Source organism: Acidimicrobiales bacterium (assembly GCA_016794585.1).
GTDB lineage: Bacteria > Actinomycetota > Acidimicrobiia > Acidimicrobiales > DATDAH01 > JAEUJM01.
The window spans coordinates 108,578-127,616 of record JAEUJM010000031.1; the positions used below are offsets into that span (position 1 = coordinate 108,578).

Here is a 19,039-nt window from a genome sequence, read left to right on the forward strand (position 1 = left end):
CGGACTCACGCGGCCGCGCCCTCGTTGATGCGACGGGTCGAGTCGTCGGAGATGCGCAACAGCAACGCCAGCAGCACGTAGTTGGCCACGAGGGACGAACCGCCGTAGCTGATGAAGGGCAGGGTGACGCCGGTGAGGGGCAGCAGGCGGGTGACGCCGCCGATGATGATGAAGGCCTGGATGCCGAGCAGCGTGGTGAGGCCCGCGGCCAGCAGCTTGTCGAACTCGCGGTCCGTGGTGAGGGCGATGCGCAGGCCGGCGCCGACCATGAGCACGAAGGCCACGAGGATGAGCGAGCCGCCCAGCAGGCCGAGCTCCTCGCCGATGGCGGCGAAGATGAAGTCCGTGTCGGCAGCGGGGATCAGCCCCGGCTGGCCGAGGCCCGGCCCCTTGCCGGTGACGCCGCCCGCGGCCAACGAGAACCAGCCCTGGATCACCTGGAAGCCCTTGTCCGCAGGGTCGTCCCAGGGGTTCAGCCAGATGGTGACGCGGGTCTGGACGTGGTCGAACGTGCGCCACGCGAAGAACGCTCCGGCCGAGAACAGGATCGTCCCGAGCACGAGGTACGTGGCCCGCTGGGTGGCGATCCAGACCATGGTGATGAACAGGGCGAAGAACAGCAGCGACGAGCCGAGGTCCTTCTCGAAGAACATGACCAGCAGCGAGAACCCCCACGCCAGCATCACCGGGCCGAGGTCGCGCGGTTCGGGGAAGGCGAAGGGCCCGATCTTGAAGGTGGCCATGGAGAGCACCTCGCGCTTGCGCACCAGGTAGGCCGCGAAGGAGATGGCGAGGGCGATCTTGGCGAACTCGCCGGGCTGGAAGCTGACCGGGCCGAGGGCCACCCAGATCCGGGCCCCGTTGATCGTGCGCCCCACGCCGGGCACGAGCGGCAGGAGGAGCAGCCCGACGCCGACCACCATCAGCGTGTAGGGCGTGTCGAGGTCGCGCATGCGCCGCACGAACAGCAGGGTGAGGACGAAGCCGAGGATGCCGAGCGCGGTCCAGGTGGCCTGGAGGGCGGCCAGGTCCTTGTCGAGGCGGGCGATCCACACGTACCCCAGGCCGTTGAGCAGCGCGGCGAGGGGCAAGAGGATGCCGTCGGCCAGGGGGGCGAGCTTGCGCACCGCGATGTGGGCGCCGATGAGCAGGCCGAAGATCACGAGCAGGAACGGCACCACGTTGGCCGGGATGGAGGCCTCGGTGCCGAGACTGGCCAGCGTGTACGCGGCACCGACCACGATCACCGCCAGGACGATCAGGCCGAGCTCGGTGGTGCGCCGGTGGGCGCCGATCATGACGGCTTGGTGGTGTTGGGCGATCCCGTCGACGTGCCCGTCCCGTCGGAGCCGCCCGTTCCGCTGGACGCCTCGGGGCTCTGGCCCGACGCGCACTCGGTGGGCTCGGCGCCCGCCTTCAGCGTGCCGCACAGGTTGGCCACGAACGCCTCGGCGTCGTCGAGGGTGGCCTGGTCGGCTTCGGCCCGCACCCGGTCGACCGCCGTCTCCTTCAGGTCGTCCGCCGAGATGGCGGTGACCCGCGCCACCGTCGGATCGAAGATCAGGAAGCCACCGGGCCGGCCCTTGAAGATGGTGACCTCGTCCTGGCCGTTGAAGGCCACGTAGTACGTGTTGCGGCCGTAGTACACGAGCGCGCCCACCACGGTGGCGGCGAGGGCCAGGAGTGCCACCACGAAGATGAGCACCCGCCACGTGAAGCGGCGGGTGCGGCGGTGCTTCGGCGGTGAGCCGCCGGGTTCGTCGTCGGGGAGGTGGTCGGGCAGCGCCCCGATGAGCGCCGGCGCCCCGTCGCCGGGCGACCCGCCCTCGGGCAGCTCGACGAAGCCGGTGACGTCCACCGCCTCGGACGGGGGAGGGATGGGGGGGATGGGGGGTGGCGGCGGCACGGGCGGCGGCGGCGGGACCGGTGGCGCATCGCCGAACACCGAGACCGCCGGCGTCGGCGCCGTCGCGGGGCCGTAGGCGCCGAGGTCGGGCTCGGACGCGACGCCCACGCGTGCGACGGGCTCGTCGGGGCGGCCCGGCCCGTCGAGCACGTCGACGATGACGCAGGTGATGTTGTCGCGCCCGCCGCCCTCGTTGGCGAGGCGGACGAGCTCGGTGGCGCAGTCTTCGGGGTCGTCGCGCTCGGCGAGGACGGCGGCGATGGTGTCGGGCTCGACCTCGTTGAAGAGCCCGTCGCTGCACAGCAGGAAGCGGTCGCCGGGGACGGCCGGCAGCTCCCAGGAGTCCACCTCGACCTGGGGGTCGACCCCGAGGGCCCGGGTGATGATGTTGCGCTGCGGGTGGGTGACCGCCTCCTCGGCGGTGATGCGGCCCTGGCGGACGAGGCTCTCGACGAGGCTGTGGTCCTCGGTCATCTGCTCGAGTTGGCCGTCGCGGAACCGGTAGGCCCGCGAGTCGCCGACGTTGGCCATGGCGAGGCGCTCGCCGCCGTCCGCGCCCAGGACCAGCGCGAGGGCGATGAGCGTGGTGCCCATCCCCCGCAGCTCGGGGTCCTGGCTGGAGCGCGTGTAGACGGCGTGGTTGGCCCGGGTGACGCCGGCGACGAGGGCGGCGGTGCTGGCCTCGCCGAGGTCGCCGGCGAGGGACTCGAGGGCCAGGGCCGACGCCACCTCGCCGCCGCGGTGGCCACCCATGCCGTCGGCGACGGCGTAGAGGCGGCCGTCGAGCACGAGCAGGCTGTCCTGGTTGACCGCACGCGCCCGCCCCGTGTCGGTGACCCCGCCGGCCCGGAACGTCGTCATCTCTCCCGCTCCTGGCTCGTTCCTCGCCGGGCCGCTCGGGCCACGGCCTCGTCCCTCGCCCTCACGCGAGCTCCATCACGGTGCTGCCCACCTGGAGACGGTCGCCCTTCTGCATGACCATGGGTCCCTGGACCTTCGCGCGGTTGAGATAGGTGCCGTTGGTGGATCCGAGGTCTTCCACGAAGATCTTCCCGTCCCGGGTGAACACCCGCGAGTGGATCTGGCTGACGTAGGTGTCGTCGAGCGTGACCGAGCACCCCGCCGCCCGACCCACGGTGATCTCGTCACCGAGGGGGAAGGTGCGGCCCTTCTGGGCCGCGGGCTCGACGACCCGCAGGTTCTTGGGCGTGCCGCCACGGCGGGACGTCCGGGCGGCGCCGCCACCCGCCGAGCGGGCGGCCTCGCGCGTCGTGCGGTTCGACACCGGGGCCCCTGCGGGCGCCGCCGTGGCCACCGGTGCCCGCAGCTCGGCCCACACGGCCCGGAGGACGCGCAGGAAGAACAGGTACAAGAGCACCAGCAGGCACAGCTTGAGGATCGTGAGGAGTTGCTCCGACACTGGAAACCGAGCCTACTGGTGAGCCTGCCGTCGACGGGGTTGGGCGCGCCGCGATCCGTCGCGACGTCGGTGGGGAAGGTCTCTACCCCGACCCACAGCGGAGCGGACGCCCGGACCTTCAGGACGCTTCGAACTGCATCCGGGTGTTGCCGATGGTGATCTGGTCACCGTCGGCGAGGGCCTGCTGCGCCACCCGCACCCCGTTCACCTTCACGCCGTTGGTCGAGCCGAGGTCGACGATGACGAAGCCGTTGCCCTGGGGGCGGATCTCGGCGTGGTGACGGCTGACGTTGGGGTCGTTGAGGGTGATGTTGCACTCGGGCAGCCGCCCGATGCTGAGGGCGTGCTCGCCCAGGGGCACCCGCTGGCGGGTGGGGAGGATGAGCGAGCCGGCGCCGATGCCGCCCTCGCCCTCGGCCAACTCGGCGTCGATGGAGAACGTGCCCGCCCGGAGACGGTCGGACTCGACCAAGGTCACCTTGACCGGCCCGACGAAGCGGTAGCGCTCGTCCCGGGCGTGCTCGCGGGCGGCCTCGCAGAGCTCGGACTCGAGGCGGTCGGACATCGACGCGAACCGCTCGATGTCGGCCGCGCTGAGCCACACGGTGAACTGGTTGGGGACGATGGTGGTGCCGCTGACGTCGACCGAGCGGTCGGCGTCCATCTCGCGCGTGAGGCGGCGGCCGAGCTCGACCGGGCGCAGCCCGCTCTTGAAGGCCCGGGCGAAGGTCCCCTCCACCATGCGCTCGAGACGGTTCTCGAAGGCCTTGATCACCACGGGCGTCACGATAGCGACTGACCCTCGTGCGACGGCGGGCCGTCGGCGCCTCGTGCTGTGGCCCCCGGCAGGGCGGGCATCGACCGTCGGTGCGGCGCCGTCGAGGAGACTCGGAGGATCCGAGCCGCCACCGGGAGCGCCAGGAGATGACAGGGCACCACGCCGACACCTCGGTGACCGTCGATGGCCGAGCGGGGCACACGCTGCGCGTCACCATCGTCGTTCTGGCGATCGCCACCGTCGTCGGGCTCGTGCTGCTGCGTCCCGCGGACCGGACGGACCCCACCGACGGCACTCCGTTCGACGTCGAGCAGGCCGACGCCACCATCGTCGGCTTCTCCCTCCAGCCGTGCGCGGGCACCCTGCCCGACGACGACATCGACTGCTTCGAGTACGACATCGAGGTGACAAGCGGGCGCACCGCCGGCGACCGCGCCACGTTCCAGCAGGCCGTGGCGACCGGGGGCGTCGAGCTGCGCACCGGCGACCGGGTGGTGGTGGCCCGCACCCCCGGCGCGCCGGAAGGCGCCGAGTACGCGTTCGTGGACTTCCAGCGGGACCGGCCCCTCCTGCTCCTGGTGGCGCTCTTCGTGGTGGCGGTGATCGCCCTCGGGCGGTGGCAGGGCGTCCGGGCGCTCGCCGCCGCGGGCGGTGCCGTGGCCTTCCTCGCCTGGTACCTGATGCCGGCGCTCCTCGACGGTGTGGCCCCGCTGCCGCTGGCCCTGGTGAGCGCGTCGGCCATCGCCTTCGTGGCCATCTACGTGACCCACGGCGTGAACGTGCCGTCGTCGATCGCCCTCGCCGGAACGCTGGGCAGCCTCGTGCTGGTGGGCGTGCTCGGCCTCGTGTTCATCGACGCGACCGGCCTCACCGGCCTCGCGTCGGAGGAGAGCGCCTTGCTCCGGCTCAGCGCCGGGACCGTCGACTTCGAGGGCCTGCTCCTGGCCGGGCTCGTCATCGGTGCCCTCGGCGTGCTCGACGACGTCACCATCACCCAGGTGTCCGCGGTCTGGGAACTGCGCGCCGCCCGGCCCGACGACCCGCGCCGCACCGTCTTCCGCTCCGCGCTCCGTATCGGCCGCGACCACATCTCGTCCACCGTCAACACCCTCGTGCTGGCGTACGCCGGTGCCTCGCTGCCGCTGCTGCTGCTCTTCTCCCAGTCGAACCAGCCGCTCTCCCGGGTGCTGACCGGCGAGGTGGTGGCGGCCGAGATCGTCCGCACCCTCGTCGGGAGCATCGGCCTCGTGGCCGCGGTGCCGCTGACCACCGCCCTTGCCGTCGCGCTGCTGGCGCCTGCGGGCCGTGGGCGGCGGGCCGACGCGGGCCCCGAGACCGGTGGCGCGGGGCCGACGGGAACCGAGCTCACCGGCGATCTCGGTGGCCGGGACGCGGCCTCCGGCCCGTCCGACCCGGTGGCGCTCGCCGGTGGGCCGGGACCGGTCGACCGTGGCGACGACGACACCTGGGACGAGTTCAGCCCCCAGCCCGACCACTTCTGACCCCGCCACCCGATGCCGACTGCTCACCGGTCGGACCCCGCACCGGCGCTGACGGGGGCCCGCTGCGGCTCCTCGGGCGCAGGGGGCGCCGGCGGGGCGGGAGCGGACGGGGGCGGCGGGGGGAACCCACCGCCGGCGGGGCCCGAGCCGGAGCCGCCGGCGCCGGCGGGGTGGCGGCGGCGGTACCAGCGGCGAGCGACGTGGGCGGCGGCCCACACCACCAGCACGAGCGGCAGCCAGGGCAGCAATGCGAACAGGACCAGACCCACGACGGTGGCCACCTTGACCAGGGCGTCCCAGCCGCCCCGGAAGGCGTCGAGGAAGCCGGGCAGCTCGTCGGGCTCGTCCTGGGGGGTGTCGGGCGAGTCGGGCGTCGGCGTCAGGGTGACCGTGATGGTGGCGAGCGCCACCTGGTCGCCGATGGTCCGGCGCTGGCCGCGGAGAGTCTCGAGGGTGGTCTCCCGGTTGAGCAGCTCGCTCTCGAGCACCGCGATGTCGGCGATGTCGTCGGCCCGCAGGATGAGGGCCCGGAGGCGCTCGACGGACGCCTCGGCGGTGGCGATGCGGCTGTCGAGGTCCACCACCTGAGACGTGACGTCCTCACTGCCGATCTGGCGGTCCTCGGCCTCGCCCAGCGCAGCGACGTCGTCGAGGACGCGCTCGAACGACGCCGGCGGGACCTTGAGGGTCAGGACCGAGCCGGGGTCGGACGTCCTCGAGGTCTGCTCGCCGAAGACCAGCCCGCCGGCCCCCGTGGCGATGCGGCCCACCCTGGTCACCGCCCGGTCGAGGTCCGCCACCACGACCGCGACGCTGCCGGTGAGGATCAGCTCGCGGTTGGCGCTGGCGGCGGCGACGGCCGGGTCGACCCCGCTGCCGCTCCCGCCGGCCGCGCTCTCGGTCGCCGCGTCGCCCGCCGAGGCGCCGTCGGACGGCGCCGCCTCGTCGGCGGCGAACTCGGCCGGCGCGGCGGCGTCGCTGGAGCTGGACTCGTCCACCCCGGACGACGAGCACCCCGCGGCCACGACGGCAGCGAGCAGGAAGGCGAGGAGGCCGGCGGCGAGCCGGCGGGGACGGAGGGCACCGGAGGAGCGCATGCCCGTGTGACGTGCGGCACGCCCCGGCTGGTTCCCCGGCGGCGAACCGAATCTGGATCAGGGGCCGGGAGGCGCTACGCTCGTCTGCTCACCACTCGGGCGAGTGGCGGAATTTGGTAGACGCGCAGGATTCAGGTTCCTGTGTCCGAAAGGACGTGGGGGTTCAAGTCCCCCCTCGCCCACAACGTTTTCCCTGGTCAGAGCCACATTCCAGGGCGGCGAGAAGGCCGATCTCTACCAGATCTCTACCGGCACGCGCGTAACTACGTGTCTCGGCGCTGCAGTGCAGGTCCTACGGACCTTACATGCGGGGTCTCAGCACAATGCCTCGATGTCGTCTAGGGCTCGATCGATGTCGGCGAGGTTGATGCCGCCACCTTGCTCCTTCGTGGTGAAGAGGTTGATGCCCTCGACGTATCCGTTGTCCGCGTACCACTGCTTCTTCCTCGCCCAGCCAGCGGCGTAGATGGTCTGGTCGAGCATCCCGAGGTGCTCCAGGATGATCGGGTCGCCGGCGGCATCAGCGAACGTGAAGTCGGGTTCCTTCCATGACCCGTCGCCGTTCGCGGCGAAGACCTTCTCCTCGTACTTGGGCACGAGTCCGCGGTCGACGCAGCGGCTGTAGATGATCAGTTCGGACTTCGATCTGACCGCTTGACCGTCGGTGTGGCGATGGATCAGGTGCTCGGCCCAGCGTCGCCCGGGGATGTCTCGGACGCTGGTGCGGAACAGGTTGGTGTTTCGCTGGAACGTGTCGGAGTTGTCGGGGTTTCGTAGGTCGAGCACCGAGGCGAGGCTGTCGCCTTGAAGAAGTAGGACCAGTCGTGTCTTGGATCGCGTGAGCGCGGTGTACACGAGCTCGCGCCGTGCGAGCCGAGTTCCCTGGGGGAGTACGACGATCACCGTCCCGAAGTCGGAGCCCTGGGACTTGTGGATCGTGATCGCGTACGCGAGGTCGATGATCCCTCGGCCGGTCTCGGGGTCCCCGAAGTCGTTGCGCCAGAACCCCCAGGTGTGCTCCGGACGACCCGCGAAGATGATGTCCATCACGTCGCCCTTCTTGATCTTGCCGTAGGTGCGGGAGTCGTTGGCGCAGAGACCGACCTCGCCATTCGCGAGGTAGTCGTTTGTGGCGGCATGGGACGGGACGTGCCAGCCATGCCGGTCCCTTTGGTTCGAGGTCAGCATCACCTTGTCGAGTCGGAGGATCTCTTGTGGACCGAACGGATCGGACCAGTTGTTCCCTCGTCGGCGAGCCTGACGGAGTTCGCCGCTCCGCCAGCTGTGCTGCGTCCACTGGTTGAGGTCATCCACACCCCATGTGTTGCCTCGGACGGGCGTGATGATCTGCCACGACTCCGCCTTGTCGATGTCGGCAACCTCCGGCCACTTGGGGCCATCGACGATCCCGAGACTCGCGTTGAACGCCTTGGTGTCACCTGCCCGGATCCCGGCCGTGGACTCGAGGACTTGGAGAAGCGTCGCGTGGAGGTCCGCCTCGTCGGTCCAGAAGAGGACATCGAGATCGTTCAGTGGCTTCCCCGTGATGACGTCGCCGAGGATCGCGTCCGCGTCAACGCGGGTGTCGTCGGTGAAGAGGTTCGCGAACCGCAGCGTGTCGCTGCTTGCACCGGACACGTTTCGAACCTCGGTTCGAAGGCGAGCAATTGCCCCCTGGCGATGGGCGACCTTGGCTGGCTCGTCTTCATCGTCTGCGAAGGTGATGTCGCCGGAGAGGTGTGCGACAAGATCGGCGAATGGTCGCCCGGGTCCGATCGGAGGTAGCTGATGCGGGTCGCCGACGAGGATGACCCTGTCGACGGAAGTGGACAGTGCGGCGAGGACCGCGAGCAAGGTCTCCTCGGTGAGCATCGAAGCCTCGTCGATTACGACAGTTCGATGACCGTCGTACGTGCCTTTGCTCTTGTCGAGGATTCGCGGTTCCATTCGGTCGCCGTCGAAGCAATCCTGCGACCAGAGGAACTGCGCGACGGTCTGCACGGCTGACGGCTCAACGATGCCCTTCTGAAGTCGGACTCTGGCTTTGCCCGTGGGTGCGAGGAACAGAATCGGTCCGCTGAGCAGACTGCTTCGTGACAGCGCGCCAAGGACGGTTGTCTTGCCGGTGCCGGCGCTGCCGACGAGGACGGTGAGCTTCCGGCTGATGATGACGTCGAGGGCGGCCGCCTGCTCCGCAAGCGCGGCGGCGTTGCGGGCGAGTGTGGGGTCGAAGCCGGGGTCCTTGGTTCGCACGGACGCTTCGAGCAGCGGACCCCAGCTCTCAACGACCAATGGCAACGCACGGTTGGCGCGCGCAGCGAGTGTCTTCTGGAGACGGTCGCCGATGCTTGCTCGGCGGGTGAGCTGGATCCACGTGTGGTCCGGAGCAACGTTGATGAGACCGCCGATGTCGTCAACGTGCGCTTCGATCCAGGTAGGCCCGATATCGACCGGCACCGCGACGGGGAGACCCGCCGCAGCCTCTCGAGCAGCGTCGGCGCCGTAAAGAGTGTCGCCCTCCGCTTCGGCGGCTCGGAGAACGTCAGTGAGGGCCGCCCGATGTCGTCGAGCGTCGTTCACCGGGATCTGGGTCTTGCGTGTTCCGTCTCCGATCACGGCCCGATCGACTGTCGCGAAACCGATCGGGCCTTCGGTGACGGTGCCCTGATCAAACTCGGACAGCAAGTACGGGTTCTCGACGATCTCCTTGTTCTCGATCAGTCGTCTCGTTGTCCTGTGTCGCTTGGTCGGCTGGTACCAGCGATCCGCCTGCTTCCCCGTCAGGTCGATCCGTGAGAGCGACTTCGCGAAGGTGAGCCGCGCCGGATCATTCGATACGACCAGCCACTCCTTCGCATACGACTCGATCGGCCCGTCGAACTGAGGGGCCGGGGACGCGTCGCTCCCGTCGAGTATCCGTGAGACAACCCGCCACGGGTCCTTCGTGAAGTTCGCGTCGGTGGCGTCGAGGTAACGGCACAGACTGGTTCCCATCGGCAGGCCGGCCGCTTCGAGGACAGCCCCGATGCCTGGGTACTCGCCACGTATCGTCCATGCGCTGGCCAGACGCTCGTTGAGCCAGAGCTCGGTCGCGGCCCAGTCTCCGGGCACGATGTTGTGCTCGCGGATCTTGGCGACGACTCCAATCGCTTGCGTGAGCACCGAAATGGCCGCGTCGTCGGAGACATGTTCGGAGCGATACGAGAACTGCGGAATGTGGCCTGGCTCAGGGACCAGACGAAGTTCGCGAGCCATCGCTTGGCGTCGCGCGTCCTCGTGCGGATCGCCGGTCGGGGCCAGGTACTGCTGGAATGGGATCAGAAGGCCGCCGACGCCGTGTGGGCGGAGGGTATGGCTGACCTCTCGCTGCCAGATTGGATGTTGGCGCTTCGTACTGTCCGACGAGTCGTAGTAACGGGTGGGGCCAAGCTGGTTCACGAGGCCGATCCCAACGATCAGCCGAGTGACGTCGTCGAAGATCGGCTGGCGAGTCTTCGTATAGAAGAACGTCAGCGATTCGTGGCGCCTGATCGGGCCGAAGAACCCGTCGAGGATCTGCTCCTGGACGCCGGGATGGAACACCCAGTCCGACGTGTACGCGGGCGGTGCGTCGTCCGCAGGCAGTGGCGAGAGAAGCCTCGGCTGCACGAAGTCCTCCAACTCGCGGCGCGACATCCAACGGAACGGCACCGCGTGCGCAGTGTGGGGCTCTACGGTCCATTCGGTCCGCTGCAGGTGCCCGTGGCTGGGTGCGAGCGCAGTCCAGTTCTTGTACGGGTGTTCATGGGAGATGCGCCACTTCGCTTCAGCCATGAAGCCGCCCGACTCATCGGCGCAAGGGGGGAGCTCAGCGGGGTTCGAGAATGACTTGAAGGATTCACCCGTTCGGCCGATCTCGACGGCCACGTCGCGGTTAGCGGCGATGTTGGTGTACTCGATGCAGTGGCAATTTGCGGCGGGATCTTGGCAGACCGTTCCGTTCCAGCCGCTGTCGTGCCAAGGGACACGTAGCGACAGGTGGCGGGCGCGTACAGGCATGGCAACGACCTCGGGCTCGGGCTCGGCGACTCAAATGTTGGTGAAGCCTGAATCATTGCCGGTGACTTCCGAGCCCGCCGAGAAACTCATCGCCCGCCGGAGGAGCCACCTAGGACGAGTGTGGCGATCCGTTCGGCAGCCTCGTCGTGGAGGGTCGGAGCGACGGGGCTATAGATGCCAAGGGTGATGGCGATCGTCGAGTGACCGAGGCTCTCTTGCACGACACGTGGGTGAATGCCTTGCTCTAGCGCCAACGTCGCCGACGTGTGGCGCAGTCCCTTGAGCGTCAGTCTCGGCAAATCTGCCCCCGTCACCCGGCGCAGGAACGTTGAGCTGACCGACTCGGGCTTGAGGCAGGCGCCGTCCGGCTGGTGGAACACTAGGCACTCGTCGGCGAAGTCGGCGCCGATGAGCAGGCGCTCCTCGAGCATCCGCTTACGGTGCGCACGCAGCACGGCCACCGTCGCCGAGTCGAGCGCGATCGGACGACGGCCGCGGGCGGTCTTGGGCTCGCCGATCGTCACTTTGCCTCGGACGGAGATGATCGTCTGGACCACACGTAGGCGGCCGGCGTCGAGGTCGACATCGGACCAGCGCAGGCCGAGCGCCTCGCCGCGGCGCATCCCGGTCGTGGCCAGCAGGACCCACAGCGGATGCAGCCGGTCACCGGCCGCCGGGGACGAGTCGTTGGGTGGCGTCGTCCGAACCGAGCAGAACTGGATCGGCGGGAGCTCCTACAACCCCTGCTCCGCCGCGTTCGTCCCGCCACCGCCCGAGGACGTCGAGGGCCTGCTCGCCGACCTCCTGGAATACGTGAACGGTGGTGACCACTCCCCACTTGTGCAGGCCGCCCTCGCCCACGCCCAGTTCGAGACGATCCACCCGTTCGCCGATGGCAACGGCCGGACCGGACGCGCCCTCATCCACGTCGTGCTGCGACGCCGAGGCCTCGCCCCGGCGTTCGTCCCGCCCATCAGCCTCGTCCTGGCCACCTGGGCCGACACCTATGTCGCCGGCCTAACCGAGTTCCGCCACCTCGCCGAGCCCAACAGCACCGAGCGTTCAGCTGCGGCCGCCGAATGGCTCCGGCTGTTCGTCAGCGCGACGACGCGTGCCTGCCATGACGCCGAGCAGTACGCCGATCGGATCGACGACATGACGGCTCAGTGGCGAACCCAGCTGGGCCGGATTCGTGCCGACTCTGGGATCGACCGGCTTCTCCGGATCCTTCCCGGTGCGCCAGTGATCAGCGTCGATTCGGCGAGCGCGCTGATCGGCCGATCCAAGGCCCGGACCACCGACGCGGTCAACGCGCTCGCCGAGGCCGGCGTCCTTCGTCAGCGAAACGTCGGCAAGCAGCGCTACCGCGTGTTCGAGGCCACCGCCGTCCTCGAGCTCTTCAATGACTCGAGCGCAACCTCGCGAGTCCGATCGGGGACACCGCACGTGCTGCTCCGGTCCGCGCTGTGCCGCGTCGGCAGCCGTGAGGTAGCCATCGCCGGCGAGTGTGCGCGCAAGGCTGCTAAACGGGCGGTCGCTGCCGGCGTCGGCGAAGATCGCAGCATGGCTGAGTTTTGCCGTCTCCCGTTCCCGGACGACATGGTCAACGCGCTGAGGCAGCCGCGCCATGCTCGCGTCCACGATCATTGGATCGCGGTCAACCCGGAGTGGTGGAACAACGAGTTGACGGCTCGCGGTCTCCCAGGTGGACCGCTGCAAGTGACCTACGACTCGTCTCACCGCCCCGGAGTCAGTCGGGCCGCTCTCTTCGAGCTGGCGGATACCACCGGCCGCTCGGACGGCGAGCTGCGTCTTCTCTGGCACACGCTCGCATGGGGCGGCGGCAGGAGGGCGCGCCTCATGAGCAAACGCCTCGACAGCGTGGCGGCGAACCCTGAGCGCGCGGCCGCCGAACTGGGCGCCGCTGGCAGGATCGCTCGGACGAGTCCGGTTGCGGCTTACGAGGCGCTCTATCCATCGGGCCGCACGTTGCTGAAGTACCTGGGACCGGCCTTCTTCACGAAGTTCCTCTACTTCTCCGGTCGCGGTGGCGCCACGCACCCGTGCGCCATCCTCGATCGCGTGGTCGCAACGGCCCTACGCAATCGCGGATGGGATGGGTTGCGCTCGGCCGGTTGGTCAGCAGCGACCTACGGGCAGTACTGCGAACTGCTGGCCGGCTGGGCCCGTGAGGCGAGCACCCGTCTTCGTCGCGACATAGCAGTGGACGAGATCGAACGCTGGCTCTTCGACGGGTGACCAACGCCCAGTCACTGCACGGACTCGAGGCTCTTCCTCTCGAAGTAGCGGAACTTCTGGATGGCGTCGTTCATCTGCCCGACGTTGAAGACGCCGACGTCGGTGAGCTTGCGGAAGCCGTCTAGGCTGAGGCCGGTCGCCCGCAGGAACAGCTCGGTGTCCAGCGACTCGATGACGTGGAGGAGGCGTTCCTCGCGGAAGTCGGTGACGTACATGAAGATCAGCACCTTCGCGCTGACCTTCTTCAGCTTCTCCCGGATGCTCTTTCGCCGCTGCGCCAGTTCCTTCTTCGGCTTCCGTTGCTCGGCGTTCGACCCGCCGGCCCGCTTGACGTCGCCGAGGCTCTTGGACGCGGTGACAACCTTCTCGGCCTCCTCGCGGATGTTGCGGAAGTCCTCGATCTGCTCCAGCTCGGCGAGCAGCGCCTCGTCCTGGAGCAGACGGCCCATGGTGACACCATTGAGGTTGTACAGGTCGACCGATCGCCACTTGCGGGCGAGCGAGTTGGCGCTGATGCCGCCGTGGGCCCAGTCCAGGATGGCGTCCGTGTCGAGCCGCTCCATCTGGCCGCCGTCGATGGCGAAGATCGGGAGGAAGTTGAGCAGCTCGCCGAGGACGTCGCGCTGCGTGGTGTCACGGTCGGGTGAGTTGTTGGCGATCTCGGTGCCGTAGAGGGCGACGAGGCTGAGCGCCCGGTTCGGGTCGAACTCGAAGATGTACGCCGTCTCCTTCCGGACGATTCCGTCCTCCCGCCACGGGGACTGGACCCGGAACGCGGCTTGGAAGTACGACTCGGGCGCCTTCAGTGAGCGGAGCATGAAGATCGACGACCACTCGGGCACCGTGACGCCGGTCATCAACTTGCCGCACGACAGCGTGATCGAGCCGCTCTTGCCCTCGGCCTCGGCCCGCTTGATCGCCTGCTGCAGTGGCGCCAGCGCGGCAGCGCCGATCTTCGCCTTCGTTCCCGCGGCCACGTACACCTCATAGGCTGAGAAGAACGTGTCGGACCGCAAAAGATCGGCCATCGCCTCGCACGACGCAACGTCGGGCAGGAACCAGACCGAGTGCCGGACGCCGTCCTTGAACCGTGCCGCCTTGTAAGGGAACGGCGGCGCGGCGCCTTCGATTATGGAGCTGGCGATCTGCTTGTTGCCGCGGATCAGGTCGAGGAACGAGGCGACGTGATCGGGGTGGTCGAAGACGCTGTCGTCACCCACCTTCCGGGCCTTGAAGTAGGTGTTCAAGTCGAAGCCGTCGAACTCCCCGTCGTCAGCCCACGCCTCGGCGGCGGCGCCCATGGCGTAGGTGAACATCTCTATCTGGGGTAGCTCGGTGTAAGGGTTGTCCCCGTCCGACGCCTTCCAGTCGCGCTTCGCGCGCTGCTCGTCAATGTAGGTCCAGTTGAAGACCTGGTCCTCGGCGTACTCACCGTTGGTGATCGCCTTGAACGGGGTGCCCGACAGGTGGAGGTGGAACCTCGTGGTGAGCCCGAAGTCCACGTCGACGAGGTCGGCCTCGCTGTCGTTGGCCTGGTCGAGCGCCTTGTCGACAAGCTTCGCGAACGCGACGTCGGCCTTGTCCTGCGGGTCGTAGAGCTCCCGAGCGGCGGCCGTGGCGGCACCAAAGTGGAACTCGTCGATGACTATGCAGTCCCAGTCGATCAGGTGGAGCGTCTCGTTGCGGGGCTTCGGCCTGCCTCCCGGATCTCGACCGGTCACATCCTGGAACGACGCGAACCAGACGAAGGGTTCGCCGTCGCTCACGATGCTGTCGGCCAGTGCCGTGGGCGTGTCGCGATCGACGTAGCGCCACTCGGCGAAGGCGGTGTGACCGAGCAGGTCGTCACGCCAGGCACTGCGGACGGCCGGCTTGTAGGTCAGCACGAGCACCTGCTGCCAACCCATCTCCTCGGCGAGCTGGTAGGTGGCGAAGGTCTTGCCGAAGCGCATCTTGGCGTTCCACAGGAACTTCGGCGCCGGTTGGTCGCCGTCGTGCTTGCGGAAGTACGCCGCTGTTTGCCGGACCGCCTCCTTCTGCTCGGGGCGTGGCTCAAAGGTCTGGATCCGTTCGGGGTTGAAGGGCAGACCCGTCTGGAGCGAGACAACCGCGGCTCGCACCTCGTCGAGCGTGGCCTCGACCCATTCGCCACCCACCGCGGAGACGCCGGCATTGGTCAGAGTCCGGCGGACGTCGTAGTCGGAGAACCCAGTGCCGTCCGGACACTCGGCGAGCTCGGAGTGGAACAGGATGTCGACGCCCTCGAGCCCGGGGAACGCGGTGTTCACCTGCTGCTTGACCCGGGTGATCCCCCGCGTCTTGGTCTCCCCGACCTTGATCCAGAAGTCACCCTGTTGCCCGGTCGGCCGCTTCCACGGCTTCGCGTTGCCCGTATGGGTGTACGCGTAGATGAACTTGCTCACTCCTCGAGGTCCTCGTCGGGATCCTCGTTGACGGCGACGCGGTACTTCGAACCCCCGGGTAGGTGCGAGGCCGGCACGGGCGAGTCGAGCGACAGGATCGGCTCTCGCGGCTGGATCGTCGCGTCAATGTAGGCCCGCTCTTGCTTCGTAAGTCCGAAATGTTCGTAAAGGTCAACGTCAGCCCATTGGCGCGTCATCGGAACCGCAGGAACGAATCTGAAGCGCTCGGCCGTTACGTCCTGGGTTGACTTGCGTTGAAGAACCAAGAACCGCACGAATTTTGTGCATAGGTAGCTCGCGTAGTTTGCACACTCATCAGGCGAGTCGAACGCCCCTGCGACGAAGTAGGACTCTGTGCACACTGATCCGGGGGCAAGCGCGATCGGCTCACCTATGACATACGAGATCTCTCGCCCGTGGCCGTCGCCGGCCTTCGGTACCAACACCTTCCACTTGGCGACGAGATCGAGATTTCTCTCGAATGACTTCTCCCCAACAAACGCTACTCCGCTGTTGTAGATGATGGGAATCGAGTCTGCGAAAGGCTCTTCGCTCTCGCCACGATAGTTGGTACGCCATTCCTGGCTGAAAGCGAGACGTGGAAAGAACCATGACTCGATGGAGCGTGCGGACACGTCAAGTACCTTCTGTACCAGTTCAGACGCTTCGTTGTCTCGGATCACCACTCCGTGGCCTTCACGCAGATCACGTCTAGCGGTAGAAACGATTTGGCCGTCTATACGCGTGGAGAACTCACAATCGCCGTCGTAGTCACGATCCCATAGAAAATACGAAACCCCTCCCTTGATCTCGACTTGTGGGAACACGTCGAACAGCTTTGGATTGTCTACGAGTGCGACCAGTCGGCGATCGTTAACCATTTGGTCGCGATACTCGTCGAGTCCGAGTCCACCGGTAAACCAGCGTGACGGCGTGATGAAGACGATATAGCGCGGATCCAGTTCGATCGCTCGGCTCACGAACTGGTGGTAGATAGGCATCGTCCGCGTAGTGCCTTCTGCGCCGATCTGATACGGCGGATTACCGATGATGACGTCAAACTTCATACCGACCATTTCCTCTGGAGGATAGGTAAAGTGGTTGAACGAGTAGGCGTAGGTCTCCCGATGATCCCGAACGAGCGCCTCCGGCGCACGGCAAATCGAGCACTTTACTCCTACGATCGTGTGCTCCGAAGCGACGTAGTGGATATTGCCGTTCGGATTGTCGAAGACGACCACCCAGTCCTTGATGGTCGTGTCGACGACGCCTGAGCCGGTTGCGTTCTTGGTCTGGTAGAGGGACCGGCGGGCGATGTCCGCCGACAGGTTCGTGATTGCCGCTCCGTACAGCATGTTCCGTTGGATGTGCTCGCGCCTCGTGTCGGGGTCCGGCTGCCAATCACGGAGACCGACCATGAGCCTCTTGAAAACCTCACGGAGGAACACGCCGGACTTCGTCGCCGGGTCGAGCCACCGATACTCGGGCTTGGTCCACGCCTCCGCCGGGAGGAGGTCGAGCATGGCGTTGGCGACCTTCGGCGGGGTGAAGACCTCGTCGTTGGGTAGCTGCGCCAAGGTCTCAAGCACATCCGGAACGTGCGTCGGCGCAACTGGGGCGGTGGGCTCGACGGTCACAGCGACGTCTCGGACGTCAACTCGCTGTAGTGGACCGGCGGAAGTGGTTCGGGCGGCGCGAAAAACAGGTCGAACGCTGGATCCTCCAGATAGGAGGGCGTGCGAACGAAGGTCTCGTCGTCGCCAGCAGTCCATTCGAGGAATCGGATCGACTGCGCGTCTCGGAGCGTGTCGCCTCCGACGAGGTTCGCAGACAGGATCGCGGCGAGAGCGTCGTGAAACCGAGGAGTTGGTTCGTATCCCTGGTCTGCGAACTCCTTGTCGACGACGGCTCGCATCCGCTCGCGTGCCTCGACAACGTTCTCCTCACTGATGTCGACGGCGTAGATCGACGCGACAGCACGAAGCGTGGCGAACTCGTACCAGTGCGGCGTCCCACCGTGCTGCTCCTCGGTGATGAGGAGGAGCTTTCGGGCGAGGATCGCCACGAGGAAGTTGCCGTGGCCACACGCCGGCTCGAGGAACCGGATGTCGATCTCGCGGAACATGTCCGGGATGAGCGCCAGCATCGCGTCGACTTCTCGGTCGTGGGTGTACACCTCAGCGAGGTCACGGACGCGATCACGGGACTTGATCTGGCCCGTCTGGTCCAGGTCGGCGTCCATAGATACATCTTGCCCCGTAGCGCCTCGGCACCGAGGAGAGCCGTGAAGTTCAGCGCGGAACGGCCACGCGGGAACCCGCCCGGCACTTGCCGGGCGGGCACCCACGCTTTCTACAGGTCGCGAATCACCTTGCAGATCCACTTCGGGAGAGAGATGAGCGTCTCCGTTCCCTTGGTCTCGTCTGAGGGATCGATGTGGCGCCACCGCGTCTCCCACGGGAGTCCCTCCATGCCGTACCGGCTGTTGACCCTGCGGCCGATAGCGCCGGCCATGCCGGCGACCGAGGACGCTCCCTTGGGCAGGTCGAGCGCAGCGGCGATCTCGTTCGTCGAGACCTCCTCGCCATCGGCGTCGGCGAGCAGCCGCAGCATGCGCTGCATGGGGTCGCCCGACTCCTTGAACATGCGCCTCACGAGCTGCTCGGTCCACCCGTCCTCGGGACCGCTCGCAGGGGCCGGCTCGTGCGTGGCCACGGCCGACGCCTGGGCGAGGAGGGAGTAGACCTCCTGCACCCGGTGCGCCGGAACCGGCACGCTCACGAACTGCTCATCTCCATTCATCAGTTGCTCCTTTGGTCGGCAGCCTCCCGGCTGTCTTTGGTTTTGGTGTTCGTCGCCTGCCTCCCGGCGGTGACAGAGAGATTGAACCATAGATAGCCATAGGCAGTCAATAGTTAATCTAAGGCCGCCCTAAGCAATTTGCAGGCACGGCTCGCAGCTGTAATTCCGAGCTACTTGGTCAAGCAGCGCTGCCACTCGTCGCGGAAGGCCGAGCCGATGAGCAAGCGTTCCTCAAGCATCCGCGTGGGTGCGCACAGCACCGCCGCCGTCGCCGACGACTCGGCTGGCCTGACCACCGTCAGACATCGAGCACGATCAATCGCGCTGGTGGTGACCTCGCCCGGCCATCCGAGGGTCTACCGGCCGTTCCATGGCGGGTCCAAGATTCGGATCAGCTCGACCTCGACCAGCTTCCGCCCAACCTGTCCTTCCGGGCCAAACCAGAGAGTTGGGATCTCGCCCCGCCGATGGAGCGCCAGCACTCGGCTGTTCACCTTGCAGTTCGTGGATTGCCCACCGCGGAAGCAGTTGCGTGGGTGGATAGCCCCATAGCCTCGGGGTCCGAAACGGTCGACGAAGCTCTGGCACTCGCCGACGTACAGAACCTGGTCGTTGTTGGAAATCGCGTAGATGCCCGGGGTCATGTCGAGCGCCGGGAGTACGAACCGACGGAAGGGGCCCGCGCCATGACGGTTGAGCGGAAGTCCACGGACGTTGTCGTACTGGTCTGCGGCAGGTACTCGGCCAGCTCGCCATCAGTGGTCCGCTGCACGTCGATGGGCCCAACCGGTGCGAGGCCGTATGAGACCAGGTG

Annotated in this window: 13 protein-coding genes and 1 tRNA gene; 3 read left to right on the plus strand and 11 right to left on the minus strand. The window is 67.6% G+C overall.

Annotated features, from left to right (window positions below):
- Nucleotides 1–5 precede the first annotated feature (5 nt).
- The 4 genes from JNK12_15885 to JNK12_15900 all read right to left on the minus strand — a co-directional run bounded on the left by JNK12_15885 (nt 6) and on the right by JNK12_15900 (nt 4,113).
- Nucleotides 6–1,298, minus strand: a complete 1,293-nt coding sequence (locus tag JNK12_15885; protein ID MBL8777423.1) for an FtsW/RodA/SpoVE family cell cycle protein — start codon at nt 1,296–1,298, stop codon at nt 6–8.
- Nucleotides 1,295–2,767, minus strand: a complete 1,473-nt coding sequence (locus JNK12_15890) for a Stp1/IreP family PP2C-type Ser/Thr phosphatase (protein MBL8777424.1) — start codon at nt 2,765–2,767, stop codon at nt 1,295–1,297. The genes JNK12_15885 and JNK12_15890 overlap by 4 nt, the downstream gene beginning before the upstream one ends.
- Before the next feature lie 61 nt (nt 2,768–2,828).
- On the minus strand, nt 2,829–3,326 hold the full coding sequence (locus JNK12_15895) for an FHA domain-containing protein (protein ID MBL8777425.1): 498 nt from the start codon (nt 3,324–3,326) through the stop codon (nt 2,829–2,831).
- Between the two features lie 118 nt (nt 3,327–3,444).
- On the minus strand, nt 3,445–4,113 hold the full coding sequence (locus tag JNK12_15900; protein ID MBL8777426.1) for an FHA domain-containing protein: 669 nt from the start codon (nt 4,111–4,113) through the stop codon (nt 3,445–3,447).
- 137 nt (nt 4,114–4,250) lie between these two features.
- Between JNK12_15900 and JNK12_15905 the strand changes: the two genes are divergently transcribed.
- A complete protein-coding gene (locus JNK12_15905; protein MBL8777427.1) occupies nt 4,251–5,606 on the plus strand; it encodes a YibE/F family protein in 1,356 nt (451 codons plus the stop codon).
- 23 nt (nt 5,607–5,629) lie between these two features.
- On the opposite strand, the gene JNK12_15910 is transcribed toward JNK12_15905, so the two are convergent.
- On the minus strand, nt 5,630–6,703 hold the full coding sequence (locus tag JNK12_15910; protein MBL8777428.1) for a DUF4349 domain-containing protein: 1,074 nt from the start codon (nt 6,701–6,703) through the stop codon (nt 5,630–5,632).
- A gap of 97 nt (nt 6,704–6,800) precedes the next feature.
- Here JNK12_15910 and JNK12_15915 point away from each other — a divergent pair.
- Nucleotides 6,801–6,885: transfer RNA gene (locus JNK12_15915), tRNA-Leu, on the plus strand.
- A gap of 133 nt (nt 6,886–7,018) precedes the next feature.
- On the opposite strand, the gene JNK12_15920 is transcribed toward JNK12_15915, so the two are convergent.
- Nucleotides 7,019–10,741 (minus strand): AAA family ATPase, encoded by a 3,723-nt coding sequence (locus tag JNK12_15920; GenBank protein MBL8777429.1) that lies wholly within the window; start codon nt 10,739–10,741, stop codon nt 7,019–7,021.
- 86 nt (nt 10,742–10,827) lie between these two features.
- Nucleotides 10,828–11,364 (minus strand): site-specific integrase, encoded by a 537-nt coding sequence (locus JNK12_15925; GenBank protein MBL8777430.1) that lies wholly within the window; start codon nt 11,362–11,364, stop codon nt 10,828–10,830.
- 64 nt (nt 11,365–11,428) lie between these two features.
- Between JNK12_15925 and JNK12_15930 the strand changes: the two genes are divergently transcribed.
- Nucleotides 11,429–13,000, plus strand: coding sequence for a Fic family protein (locus JNK12_15930; protein MBL8777431.1), 1,572 nt, complete (start codon nt 11,429–11,431; stop codon nt 12,998–13,000).
- 11 nt (nt 13,001–13,011) lie between these two features.
- Here the strand turns inward: JNK12_15930 and JNK12_15935 are convergent, their stop codons facing one another.
- The 4 genes from JNK12_15935 to JNK12_15950 form a co-directional block, all read right to left on the minus strand.
- A complete protein-coding gene (locus tag JNK12_15935) occupies nt 13,012–15,423 on the minus strand; it encodes a hypothetical protein (protein MBL8777432.1) in 2,412 nt (803 codons plus the stop codon).
- Nucleotides 15,420–17,060 (minus strand): Eco57I restriction-modification methylase domain-containing protein, encoded by a 1,641-nt coding sequence (locus tag JNK12_15940; GenBank protein MBL8777433.1) that lies wholly within the window; start codon nt 17,058–17,060, stop codon nt 15,420–15,422. The genes JNK12_15935 and JNK12_15940 overlap by 4 nt, the downstream gene beginning before the upstream one ends.
- On the minus strand, nt 17,057–17,665 hold the full coding sequence (locus JNK12_15945) for a hypothetical protein (protein MBL8777434.1): 609 nt from the start codon (nt 17,663–17,665) through the stop codon (nt 17,057–17,059). The genes JNK12_15940 and JNK12_15945 overlap by 4 nt, the downstream gene beginning before the upstream one ends.
- A gap of 110 nt (nt 17,666–17,775) precedes the next feature.
- Entirely contained in the window at nt 17,776–18,225 is a 450-nt protein-coding gene (locus JNK12_15950) for a hypothetical protein (protein ID MBL8777435.1), read from the minus strand.
- Between the last annotated feature and the right edge of the window lie 814 nt (nt 18,226–19,039).